Source organism: Mesorhizobium sp. M0701 (assembly GCF_040320365.1).
GTDB lineage: Bacteria > Pseudomonadota > Alphaproteobacteria > Rhizobiales > Rhizobiaceae > Mesorhizobium.
On record NZ_JAMYPO010000025.1, the window covers coordinates 84,786 to 97,191 of the forward strand.

The 12,406-nt window shown below is 63.9% G+C and carries 10 protein-coding genes; 7 read left to right on the forward strand and 3 right to left on the reverse strand.

Going from position 1 to position 12,406, the window contains the following annotated elements:
• Positions 1–77 precede the first annotated feature (77 nt).
• From NKI24_RS22280 to NKI24_RS22305, 6 genes are all read left to right on the forward strand, one after another.
• Positions 78–1,349, forward strand: coding sequence for an extracellular solute-binding protein (locus tag NKI24_RS22280; protein ID WP_023675947.1), 1,272 nt, complete (start codon positions 78–80; stop codon positions 1,347–1,349).
• A 205-nt stretch (positions 1,350–1,554) separates the two neighbouring features.
• Positions 1,555–2,415 carry a carbohydrate ABC transporter permease gene (locus tag NKI24_RS22285; RefSeq protein ID WP_352748313.1) on the forward strand — a complete coding sequence of 287 codons (861 nt, stop codon included), beginning with the start codon at positions 1,555–1,557 and terminating at the stop codon, positions 2,413–2,415.
• Positions 2,412–3,263, forward strand: a complete 852-nt coding sequence (locus NKI24_RS22290) for a carbohydrate ABC transporter permease (protein WP_352748316.1) — start codon at positions 2,412–2,414, stop codon at positions 3,261–3,263. The genes NKI24_RS22285 and NKI24_RS22290 overlap by 4 nt, the downstream gene beginning before the upstream one ends.
• 8 nt (positions 3,264–3,271) lie before the next feature.
• On the forward strand, positions 3,272–4,369 hold the full coding sequence (locus NKI24_RS22295) for an ABC transporter ATP-binding protein (RefSeq protein ID WP_352707586.1): 1,098 nt from the start codon (positions 3,272–3,274) through the stop codon (positions 4,367–4,369).
• Positions 4,370–4,425: 56 nt separating this feature from the next.
• Positions 4,426–6,459, forward strand: coding sequence for an aldo/keto reductase (locus tag NKI24_RS22300; protein WP_352748319.1), 2,034 nt, complete (start codon positions 4,426–4,428; stop codon positions 6,457–6,459).
• A 139-nt stretch (positions 6,460–6,598) separates the two neighbouring features.
• The gene (locus NKI24_RS22305; RefSeq protein WP_352748321.1) at positions 6,599–8,380 is read left to right on the forward strand and encodes an NAD(P)-binding domain-containing protein; all 1,782 of its coding nucleotides are present in this window, start codon (positions 6,599–6,601) and stop codon (positions 8,378–8,380) included.
• A 177-nt stretch (positions 8,381–8,557) separates the two neighbouring features.
• Here NKI24_RS22305 and NKI24_RS22310 read toward each other — a convergent pair whose 3' ends face one another.
• From NKI24_RS22310 to NKI24_RS22320, 3 genes are all read right to left on the reverse strand, one after another.
• Positions 8,558–9,793, reverse strand: a complete 1,236-nt coding sequence (locus NKI24_RS22310; RefSeq protein WP_352748323.1) for an amidohydrolase/deacetylase family metallohydrolase — start codon at positions 9,791–9,793, stop codon at positions 8,558–8,560.
• 22 nt (positions 9,794–9,815) lie between these two features.
• On the reverse strand, positions 9,816–10,181 hold the full coding sequence (locus tag NKI24_RS22315) for a RidA family protein (protein WP_023675940.1): 366 nt from the start codon (positions 10,179–10,181) through the stop codon (positions 9,816–9,818).
• Between the two features lie 368 nt (positions 10,182–10,549).
• Positions 10,550–10,978 (reverse strand): Lrp/AsnC family transcriptional regulator, encoded by a 429-nt coding sequence (locus NKI24_RS22320; RefSeq protein ID WP_352474012.1) that lies wholly within the window; start codon positions 10,976–10,978, stop codon positions 10,550–10,552.
• Positions 10,979–11,101: 123 nt separating this feature from the next.
• Between NKI24_RS22320 and NKI24_RS22325 the strand changes: the two genes are divergently transcribed.
• Positions 11,102–12,205, forward strand: coding sequence for a saccharopine dehydrogenase family protein (locus NKI24_RS22325; RefSeq protein WP_352474011.1), 1,104 nt, complete (start codon positions 11,102–11,104; stop codon positions 12,203–12,205).
• Positions 12,206–12,406: the final 201 nt, after the last annotated feature.

A 12,406-nucleotide genomic window follows, 5' to 3' on the forward strand; every position in this document is an offset into this window, starting at 1 on the left:
TGTCGCGGACAAGGCTTTCCCGAGGCCTAGTCTAGCCACGCTCGCAAACAGAGAGCAACTGAAATGGGAGGATTTCAATGCGCATAAAATTGACCTGCGCCGCGCTCGCGCTTGCCTTGGGCTCCAGCCCGGCCTTTGCGCAGTCCGGTGAAATCACGATCTGGAGCTGGAATATCGCCGCTTCGTCGCTGAAGGCCACCATAGCGGGCTTCAACAAGCAGTATCCCGACATCAAGGTGACGGTCGAGGACCTTGGCAACCAGCCGACCTACGACAAATCGATCGCCGGCTGTGCCGCCGGCGGCGAGGGGCTGCCTGACATCGTTACGATCGAGAACGGCGAAGCCGAAAACTACTGGAGCCAGTTCCCGGATTGCTTCGTCGACCTGCATACGCTCGGCTACACCGCGGAAGACCAGGCAAAATTCCCCGACTTCAAGCGTACCGAGCTCGAGGTTGACGACAAGGCCTATGCGATGCCCTGGGATTCCGGTCCAGTGGCGATGTTCTACCGCCGCGACTTCTACGAGAAGGCTGGCGTCGATCCGTCCTCGATCAAGACCTGGGACGATTTCATCGCCGCCGCCAAGAAAATCCAGGCCGCCAATCCCGGCGTCACGATGACCAACGCCGATTTCAACGGCGATTCCGAATTCTTCCGCATGATCTCCAACGAGCAGGGTTGCGCCTACTTCTCCGCCGACGGGCAATCGATCACGGTCAACCAGCCCAAATGCGTCGATGCCATGACCAAGATCAAGGAGATGAAGGATGCCGGCATCATTTCCTCTGCCGACTGGAGCACCAAGATCACCAACAACACCGCCGGCAAGGTCGCCACGCAGATGTATGGCGGCTGGTATGAAGGCACCGTGCGCACCGAATCGCCCGATGGGGCAGGCAAATGGGGCGTCTATCTGATGCCGAGCCTGACCGCCGACGGTCCGCGCGCCGCCAATCTCGGCGGCTCCTCGCTCGCCATCACCTCGGTTTCGAAGAACAAGGAAGCCGCCTACGCCTATCTGAAATACACGCTTGCGACGAATGAGGGCCAGATCACCATGCTGAAAGGCTTCGGCCTGGTGCCGTCGCTGATCTCGGCGCTCAACGACCCTTATGTCTCCGAAGGCCTGCCCTATTGGGGTGGCCAGGCCGTGTGGAAGGACATCCTCGGCACCTTGCCCAAGGTCGTCCCCAGCCGCGGCACGCCGTTCCAGAGCGACGCCGAAATTATCATCCGCGCGGTGCAGACCAAATATCTGGCCGGCGGCTATCCCGACGCCAAGGCAGCGCTCGACGATGCCGCAAGCCAGATCGCCGCGGCGACCGGCCTGCCGGTCAAGTCGTGATCTAGACGAGGCGGCTCCGAGCGCGCGGCTCCCCTTCTCCCCTTGTGGGAGAAGGTATCGCCGAAGGCGACGGATGAGGGGTGCTCCAGCTTGGCTCGGACGGCATTCCTTCCAACACCCCTCATCCGTCTCGGCGCTACGCGCCGATCCACCTTCTCCCACAAGGGGAGAAGGCAAGACCTTGAAAGCAGAAAGGAGGAAAACGATGCGCTACCAGAACGCCACGGCGTATCGCTTCCTCGCGCCGTATCTGCTGATTTTTTCGATCTTCTGGCTGTGGCCGATCATCGATTCGTTCCTGATCTCGTTCCAGGCGACGCGCACCGTGCCGTGGCGCTTGGCGCCGACCTTCAACTGGGGCCGGCTGATCGGCGATCCGGCCTTCTTCAATGCCTTGAAGAACACATTGCTGATCCTTGTCATCCAGGTGCCGGTGATGATTTCGCTGGCGATTGTGATGGCGGTGCTTTTGAATTCACCACTGCTCAAGGCCCGTGGCCTGTTCCGCTTTGCCTTCTTCGCGCCGGTCGTGGTCGGCGAGGTCGCCTATTCGGCGGTTTTCCGGCTGATGTTCAATCTCGACTACGGCATCATCAACAAATTGCTGAACAGCATCGGCCTGCCCAGTGTCGACTGGTTTACCAACGTCACCCCGGCGATGGCGGTGATCATGATGGCGGTGACGTGGCGCTGGGCCGGCTACAACGCCATCATCCTGCTCGCCGGCCTGCAGTCGATTCCCGAGGATGTCTACGAGGCGGCGACCCTGGACCGGGTCAGCAAGGTCAAACAGTTCTTCTACATCACGCTGCCGCTGCTCAAGCCGATCATCGTGTTCTGCGCCGTGCTGTCGATCATCGGCACCATGCAGCTGTTCACCGAGCCCTTCCTGATCACCGAGCGCGGCGGGCCGGGCGGCGGCACCGAAACGCTCGGGCTGCTGCTTTACCGCCAGGGCTTCCGGTCGCTCAATTTCGGCTACGCTTCGGCCGTCGCCTACACCATGGCCGGGCTGGCGATTGCCATTTCGCTGGTGCAGATATGGCTGACGAGGGAACCGAAATGACCTCGCACTCAAGAGTCAGCCGTTCCCAGGCCAGATTGGGACGCAGCATCGCGCTGCATCTGTTCCTGACGCCGCTGGCGCTGGTCTGGCTGTTTCCGCTGTGGATGATGGTGGTTTTTTCGACGATGCCCGACAACGGCATCTTCAGCCCCGATATCGAGCTTTTGCCGCATGGCAATTTCCTCGACAATGTCAGCAATCTGCAGCGCGGCACCAATTTCATCGGCGCCATCGGCATCTCCGTCTCGGTGGCGGTGACCTATACCTTCCTGTCGGTGATGCTGACCTCGATGGCCGGCTGGGCGCTGGCGCGTTACAACTTCTTCGGCAAGGGCATGGTCGTCGCCATCATCTTCGGCACCATCACGCTGCCCTATGCGGTCGTGCTGATCCCGCAATTCATCATGGTGGCGCGCGACTTCAGGCTCGCCAACACTTGGGTGGCGCTGATCGTGCCGCCGCTGTTCAATTCGCTGGGCGTGCTCTTCATGCGGCAGAGTTTTTCGATGATGCCACACGAGCTGTTCGACGCCGCCAAGGTCGAGGGCGTCAAGGAATGGCGGATATTCCTGTTCGTCGCACTGCCTCTGGCGCGGCCGATGCTGGCGGCGCTCGCCATCATCCTCTTCCTTGCCTCCTGGAACAACTATCTCTGGCCGCTGCTGATCAATTCCAAGCCGGGCGCAATGACCGCGCCCGTGGCGCTCGGCACGCTGATCGGTCTCACCAAGGTGTCCTGGGGCGGCATCATGGCGGGCGCGGTGATGCTGACGGCGCCAATGCTCGTCGTGTTCGTGCTTCTGCAGCGCCATTTCGTTGCCGGCATCGCCGCCGGCGCCATCAAGTAAGGATCAGCATGGCGGCAGTCACACTCAAAAACGTCATCAAGCGCTTCGGCGTCTTCGAGATCGTCCACGGCGCCAATATCGACATCGATGACGGCGAATTCGTCGTCTTCGTCGGCCCTTCCGGCTGCGGCAAGTCCACGCTGCTCCGGATGATCGCCGGGCTCGAGGACATCAGCGACGGCGAGATCGCCATTGGCGGCAAGGTGGTGAACGACGTCGAGGCGGCCGATCGCGGCATCGCCATGGTGTTCCAGTCCTACGCGCTCTATCCGCACATGACGGTCGAGCAGAATCTGAGCTTCGGCCTAAGAATGACCGGCAACCCCAAGGCAGATACCGAGCGGCGGGTGAAGCGGGCTTCCGAAATCCTGCGCATCGCCGAGCTGATGAAGCGGCGGCCGCGGCAATTGTCGGGCGGCCAGCGCCAGCGCGTCGCCATCGGCCGCGCCATCGTGCGTGAGCCGCAAGTGTTCCTGTTCGACGAACCGCTCAGCAATCTCGATGCCGAGCTCCGGGTGCAGATGCGCGTCGAGATATCGCGCCTTCATAAGGAGCTCGGCGTTACCATGGTCTATGTGACGCACGACCAGACCGAGGCGATGACGCTGGCCGACAGGATCGTCGTGCTCAACGCCGGCAATATCGAGCAGATCGGCGCGCCGCTCGATCTCTACGACGACCCCGCCAACCGCTTCGTTGCCGGCTTCGTCGGCTCGCCGAAAATGAACTTCCTGGCGGCAAAAATGGTCGGGGCCGACAACGGTGCGGCGGTCGTCGAACTGGTCAATCATCGCGGCGCGCGACTGCGCAAGCCGCTTTCGGATGCCTTGCCTGCAACAGGCGGCGATGTCGTGCTTGGCGTGCGGCCGGAGCATTTCTTCGACGCCGGCCAGGGCGATTGCGACCTTACCCTCAAGGCCGACGTCGCCGAGCACTTGGGATCGGTGAGCTATGTCTATGCCAATTCCGGTACCGGGGGCGGACGCGAGGAACTGATCATCGAGCGCGAGGCCTCGCGGCATCGCGCGAACGGCGACGACCTGGTGGTGTCGATCAGGGCCGACCGCTCGCTTCTCTTCGACGCCACCGGCGCACGCATTCGCTAACCCATCTTTCTTTTGTCCGATCGCGATTGCTCGCGGCCACCCCACGGAGATTTGACATGACGTCCAAACCAGAAAAAGTTCGCTGGGGCATTCTCGGGCCCGGCAACATCGCCAAGGCTTTTGCCGGGGGCGTCGCCCATTCGCGCACCGGCACATTGGTCGCCTTAGGGGCGCGCAATCCCGGCAAGGCGGGGCTCACCGAGGCTTTCCCCGGCGCTCGCATCCTGGACGGCTACGAGGCTTTGGTTGGCGATCCGGATGTCGACGCGATCTATATTTCGACGCCGCATCCGAGCCATGCCGAATGGGCGATCAAGGCAGCCGAGGCCGGAAAGCACGTGCTTTGCGAAAAGCCGCTTGGCCTGACCGCATTCGAAGCCGACGCCATGATCCATGCCGCGCGCAAGGCCGGCACCTTTCTCGGCGAAGCCTTCATGTACCGGCTGCATCCGCAGACGGCCAAGCTGGTCGAGGTGATCAGGACCGGCGCGATCGGCGACATCAAGATGATCAAATCCAGCTTCGGCTTCGCCATGCCGGGCTTCATGCCGGAGCACCGTCTCTACGCCAAGGATCTCGCCGGCGGCGGCATTCTCGATGTCGGCGGTTATCCCGTCTCGATGGCGCGGCTGATTGCCGGCGCCGCGGCGGGAAAGCCCTTCGCCGAGCCGGACAAAGTCGTTGGGGCTGCGCATCTCGGCCAATCCGGCGTCGACGAATGGGCGTCGGCGCTGTTGCATTTTCCGGGCGGCATCGTCGCGGAAGTGTCCTGCAGCATCTCGCTCGCTCAGGACAATGTCTTGCGTATTGTCGGCAGAAAAGGCCGCATCGAGGTGGCGGATTTCTGGTATGCCGGCGGCCAGCAAGGCGGCACCGGCGAAATCCACATCATCCGTCCGGGTGACACCGAGGTGGTCGAGGTCACGGAGGACGGCTGGCTGTACGCATTTGAGGTCGACGCCGCCGGCGAGGCCATTCTCGGCGGAAAGCAGGAGTTCGCCTGGCCCGGCATGGGCTGGGCCGACAGTCTCGGCAATCTGCGCGTGCTCGACAAATGGCGGGCCGCAATCGGGCTCGAATACGACATCGAGAAACCGGCAAAGCGCGTCAACACGATCTCCGGACGGAAGCTGCGCTCCGGCGGAACCACCATCCCCAAGCGCAGCATTCCTGGCCTGCCGCGGCCGGCCTCGTGCCTGGCGCTCGGCTTCGAGGATTTCCGCACCTTTTCGTCAGGCGCCATCCTGCTCGATGCCTATTTCGAGGCCGGCGGCAATCTGTTCGACACCGCCTTCGTCTACGGTTCCGGCTATACCGAGACGCTGCTCGGCCAGTGGCTGAAGAACCGCGGCGTGCGCGAGCAGTCGGTGGTCATCGGCAAGGGCGCGCACTCGCCGCTCTGCTATCCCGACGTCATCGGCAAGCAGCTCACCCAGTCGCTCGAACGGCTGCAGACCGACCATATCGACGTCTATTTCATGCACCGCGACAATCCGGATGTGCCGGTCGACGAATTCGTCGATGCGATGGACCGCGAGGTCAAGGCCGGCCGCATTCGCGGTCCGTTCGGCGGCTCGAACTGGACGATGGAACGCATGGATGAGGCGATTGCCTATGCCGAGCGCACCGGCAAGCAGAAGCCCGGCGCGCTTTCCAACAATTTCTCGCTGGCCGAAATGCTGGAGCCGATCTGGGCAGGCTGCGTCACCTCCTCCAGCGACGAATGGAAGGCCTGGCTCGCCGCCCGGCAGATGCCGAATTTCGCCTGGTCGAGCCAAGGCCGCGGCTTCTTCACCGACCGCGCCGGCCGCGACCGGCGCGACAATGAGGAGCTGGTCCGGGTCTGGTATTCGGAGAGGAATTTCGGCCGTCGCGACCGCGCCATCGAGCTCGCCAGACGGCTGGGCAAAAGCCCGATCCACGTCGCGCTCGCCTATGTCCTGGCGCAGCCCTTTCCGTCCGTCCCGCTGATCGGGCCGCGCACGCTCGACGAATTGGAAGACAGCCTCCAGGCGCTCGACATTTCACTTTCGCCGGACGATCTTGCATGGCTGGATAGCGGTTCGGATCAGGCCCGCGCGCGGGCCTGACGGCAGCGGCGATCGCTTCGGCCTACGTTGGCCCCTTAGCTTCCGGACTGTTTGCGCTGCCCTCACCCTCTCCCGCAAAGAACCCGGAAAGGGTAAGAATGAGGGCAGCGCAAACGTCACTGGAAGTTAGGGAAGACAGATGCTCGACATCGCACCGACGAAACAGGCGGCCACCTGGCTCGATTCCTTTGCCCGGGCGCTCGAGGCCGGCGACGTCGAGGCCGCAACCAATTTGTTCGTCGAGGACTGCTACTGGCGCGATCTGCTGACCTTCACCTGGAACATCAAGACGATGGAAGGCCGCGCCGCGATCCGCGACATGCTGGCGGCGACGCTGGCAATGACTAGGCCTGCCCAGTGGCAGCTCAGCGGCGAAGCGACTTCGGACGAGGGCACGATCGAGGCCTGGTTTTCTTTCGAGACGTCATCGGCGTGGGGCCATGGCATCATGCGCCTCAGGGACGGCAAATGCCGGACGCTGTTTACGGCGATGAGCGATCTCAAGGGGTTGGAGGAGCGCAAGGGCCCGGCGCGGCCGCTGGGCGTCCGCCACAAGGCGGATCCGGAACGCGAGACCTGGCTGGAGGCGAGGCGCCGCGAGGCGCGTGATCTCGGCGTTAGCCAGCAGCCCTACTGCCTGGTTATCGGCGGCGGCCACGGCGGCATCATGCTGGGGGCGCGGCTCAGGCAATTGGGCGTGCCGGCCATCGTCATTGAGAAGAATGCGCAGGCCGGCGATTCCTGGCGCAATCGCTATCGCTCGCTCGTGCTGCACGACCCGGTCTGGTACGACCATCTGCCCTACATCCCGTTTCCCGAGAACTGGCCGGTGTTCACGCCCAAGGACAAGATGGGCGACTGGCTGGAAATGTATACGCGCGTCATGGAGCTCAACTACTGGACCTCCACGACATGCGTCAGCGCGTCCTACGACGACGCCGAAAAAATCTGGACGGTCGAGCTCGATCGCGCCGGCGAGCGCATCACGCTGAAGCCCAGGCACATCGTCTTTGCAACCGGTGCTTATGGCCCGCCCAGGCGCATCGACCTGCCGGGCGCCGAGGTCTTCGACGGCGAAATCTTGCATTCCAGCCAGTATTCCAGCGGCGAGAAATTCCGCGGCAAAAAGGTCGCCGTCATCGGCGCGGCAAGTTCCGGCCATGACGTCAGCGTCGACCTCTGGGAGAGCGGCGCTGAGGTGACCATGGTCCAGCGCTCGCCGACGACGGTGGTCAAGTCGGACACGCTGATGGAGATCGGTTTCGAGATCTTTTCGGAAAAGGCGCTGGCCCGCGGCATCACCACCGAGAAGGCCGACATGATCGTCGCCTCGACGCCGTTCGCGCTGCTGCCGCAAGGCCAGCGCGCGCTTTACGACATCATCAAGGCGCGCGACGCGGCCTTCTACGATCGCTTGCGCGGCGCCGGCTTCGCCATCGATTTCGGCGACGACGAGACCGGGCTCCTGATGAAGGCCTACCGCACGGGCTCGGGTTTCTATATCGACGTCGGCGCCTGCGATCTGATCATCGACGGCGAGATCGGCATCCGCAGCGGCGTCGGGATCAAGTCGCTGACGCCGACAGGCATTCTCTTCGACGACGGCACCGAACTCACGGCCGACGCGATCATCGCCTGCACCGGCTATCAGTCGATGAACGAAACGGTGGCGGCGATCGTCTCGCGCGAAGTCGCCGACAAGGTCGGCCCGTGCTGGGGGATTGGCTCGGGCGTGAAAGGCGATCCCGGGCCGTGGCAAGGCGAATTGCGCAACATGTGGAAGCCGACGGCACAGGAAGCGCTGTGGTTCCACGGCGGCAATCTGGCGCTGTCGCGCTTCTATTCGAAGTACGTCGCGCTGCAGATCAAGGCGCGCATGGAAGGCATTGCGACGCCGGTCTATGGAGCGCCGGGGAAGTAGGCTGCGCGGCCCTTCCCTTCTCCCCTTGTGGGAGAAGGTGGCCGAGCGAAGCTCGGTCGGATGAGGGGTGTTCCAGCTTGGCAAAGACGGCGATCCTCCCAACACCCCTCAACCGTCTTGGCGCTGCGCGCCAATCCACCTTCTCCCACAAGGGGAGAAGGAAGAGCCGCACAGCCCTCAATCGTGGCCACGCCCGAAATGCCGGCTCGCCACCTCGACATGCGTGTCGTGCGCATGCGCTTCGAAGCGTTCGGTCTCGCCGAGATCGTCCACCGCCTCGTTCGGCCACCAGCTGCCGCCGACCACGATTCCGTCCGAGACCAGCCTTTGCTCGGCGACCAGCGAGGCGCCGACCGAATCGACAAAGGTGAAGCGGCCCGGACGCAGCCGCAACACCGCGATGTCGCCGACCGCACCCACCGCAAGCCTGCCGAGATCGGGCCTGGCGATCGCTTCGGCAGGGCGCTGCGTGGCGGCGCGCAGCACCTCGACCAGCGGCATGCCGAGCGCCAGCAGCTTCGATATGCAGACCAGGATGTCGAAGGCCGGCCCGTCGACGCAGTAGAGATGCACGTCGCTGCTGATCACGTCCGGCGCCAGCCCCTCGCTGAGCATCGCTTTCGCCACTTCGAAATCGAACGAGCCCATGCCGTGGCCGATGTCGAAGATGACGCCGCGCTCGCGCGCCAGCCGCATATCTGGCCGCACCGCCCCCGAGGCGAAGATCGGCGCGTTGGGAAACGGCCGGAAGCAGTGGGTGAGAATGTCGCCCTTGCGCAGCCGCGGCAGCACTTCCGAGCGGCCCGGCGGCGGCTCGTCTATGTGCGCCATCAGCGGCAGGCCGGCTTTGTCGGCGGCTTCGAGCGCGAGATCGACCGGCGCGATGCCGCTGGTGCCGCCGGCATGGCGACCCGAGCGGACCTTGACGCCGACAACCACGTCCGCGTGCTCGCGAGCCGCCGCTACCGTCTCGCGCGGTTCGCAGAGCCGGAGGTCGCTACACTCGCCGACCGCCACGGTCTGCGAGAAGCCGAATATGCCGGCAAAGGAAATGTTGACATAGGCCAGGATGCGGACTTTCGAGCGCTCGATGACGTGGCAGCGAAAGCCGAGGAAATTGCCGGCGCCGGCACTTCCGGCATCGATGAAGGTGGTGGTGCCGCTCTTTGCGGCGAGCCGGTCGGCATCGACGCCGAGCGACGTGCCGCCCCAATAGACATGGCTGTGCAGGTCGATCAGGCCCGGCGCGACGATCGAGCCCGTGGCATCGATGACGCGGGCGGCACGTTCGAAGGGGATTTCGGTGTCGATCGCGGCGATACGGCCGTCGGCAATCGCCAGATCGCGCTGCGCGTCGAGGCCGGACGCCGGATCGATGAGGCGGCCGCCTTTTATCAGGAGATCGAATTGCATCGCGCCTGTCTCCACTTTCCCGTCAGGCCGGCCTGTAGGCAACGGCCTCGACCTCGATCTTGATGTCGATCATCAGCCGCGACTCCACTGTCGTGCGCGCCGGCGGGTCTTTCGGGAAATGCCTGGCATAGACGGTGTTGAAAATGCCGAAATCGCGGGCGTCTTCGAGCCAGACGGTCGTCTTGACTACGTCGTCGAGGGTACAGCCGGCCAGCGCCAGTGCCGCCTTGACGTTCGACAGCACCTGCTCGGTCTGTTCGGCGATGCCGCCCTTGACCACCAGCCCGTCTGTGCCGACCGGCACCTGGCCTGAGACATAGACGAAATCGCCGGCCCTGACCGCCGGCGACAACGGCACATGGGATTTTCCAAAACACTGCTTGGGCAAGGAGGCCTCCTGTCTAGGTTCTTTGGGTGAACGCGCGATGCTGCGAGAGATAGGGGGCGGCTGCACGCCATCGATCCACATTTTGAAAGCCTATATCGCTTTGCTGCGGTAACGCCAGAACGATCACCGCCCTTGGTGATCCTTCGCGCCCCCTCTGTCCTGCCCTCTTTGCGATCACTTGGCATCTCCCCCTCTAGTGGGGAGATCGGCAGCTTCGCCGATAGCATCCATTCAGCCACCTTGGAGATTGGCGAAAGCCGCGGTGACATCCAATCTCCCCCCTGGAGGGGGAGATGCCCGGCAGGGCAGAGGGGGGCGCTGTCCTGGGCGCTGTCCCGCCAGCGTCTGGGCCCGCGACACCAGCCGGCTCAGCGGTCGATCCGCGTCGACAGGATGATCGACGACGACGTGCGCTCGACTCCGTCCATGGCGCCGATCTGGTCGAGAAGCGTGTCGAGATCCCTGATCGACGGCGCCTCGACGATGACGATCATGTCGAAATTGCCGCTGACCGAGTGCAGCGTGCGAACCGGTGCCAGCGCCTGCAGGCTGCGCACCACCTTGTCGGCAAGCTTGGGGGTGACGGTGAGCAGGACATGCGCCCTCACCAGCCCCTGCTCGTAATCCGGCGACAGCCTGACCCCGTAGCCGGCGATGATGCCGCGCTGTTCCAGCCGCTCGATCCGGCTTTGCACCGTGGTTCGTGAGACGCCGAGCCGCCGCGCCAGTTCGGCGGTCGAGGCGCGCGCATTGGTGCGCAGCAGGGAAAGCAGAGCCTGGTCGGCATCGCTGAGCATTTCGACGAACCTTACCGGCACATTGCCCAAAGAGAGGCTGCGTTTCGTACAATCTTACGCTTCCTTTCGACAGGCAAGCTGCGATTCTAACCGTGAATTTAGCATTGGCGCGAGGGACCGGTCATGAAGGAAATCATCGTCGTCGGCGCCGGCAAGATCGGCTCGACCATTGCCGAGATGCTGGCTTCCACGGGCAACTACCATGTCACGCTCGTCGACCGCTCGGCGGCGCAGCTCGGCGCGGCCGAACTGCCTGAAACGGTCGAGACGCTGGAACTCGACATCGAAGCCGCCGGCACCCTCGAAGCGGCCTTGGCCGGCAAGTTCGCGGTGCTCAGCGCCGCGCCCTTCCATCTGACCACGCGCATCGCCGAGGCGGCGGCCAGCGCCGGCGTGCACTATCTCGATCTGACCGAGGACGTCGTCAGCACCAGGCGGGTCAAGGAACTGGCTCGTTCCGGCAGCAGCGCCTTCATCCCGCAATGCGGCTTGGCGCCGGGCTTCATCTCGATCGTTGCCAACGATCTCGCCAGCCGCTTCGACACGCTGGAAAGCGTGCGCATGCGGGTCGGCGCGCTGCCCCAATACCCGTCGAATGCGCTGAACTACAATCTGACCTGGAGCACCGACGGCGTCATCAACGAATATTGCGAGCCTTGCGAGGCGATCGTCGAAGGCGAGCTGATCGAAGTGCCGCCGCTCGAGGAGCGTGAAGAATTCTCGCTCGACGGCGTCACCTATGAGGCGTTCAACACCTCGGGCGGGCTGGGCACGCTGGCCGAAACGCTGAAGGGCAGAGTGCGCACGCTGAACTACCGCACCATCCGCTATCCCGGCCATGCGGCGATCATGAAGGCGCTGCTCAACGACCTCGGCCTGCGCCACCGCCGCGACGTGCTGAAGGACATTTTCGAAAGCGCCCTGCCGGCGACGCTGCAGGACGTCGTCATAGTCTTCGTCACCGTCAGCGGCCGCAAGAACGGCCGTCTGCTGCAGGAAACCTACGCCAACAAGATCTACGCCAGGCGCGACGGCGAAATGGTGCGCAGCGCCATCCAGATCACCACCGCATCGGCGATCTGCGCCGTGCTCGACATGCTCGCCGACGGCACCTTGCCGGCAAGCGGTTTCATCAAACAGGAGGACATCGCGCTCGACGCGTTCCTGGCCAACCGCTTCGGCCGCGCCTATGCGCAGCACGAAATGGTTAGCCGGCTTGCAGGGTGAGCTGCGTAATCTCCCCCCTCGAGGGGGAGATGTCGCCGAAGGCGACAGAGGGGGTCGCCTCGCGTAGAGCGCCAACCTCCATCTGTCGCAAGGGAGGTCGCATCCAGTCGAACCGACCCCCTCTGGCCTGCCGGCCATCTCCCCCTCAAGGGCAGGGCTATCGCATATGAGTGATGGCATTGATGAGATAGTCGTCGTTCC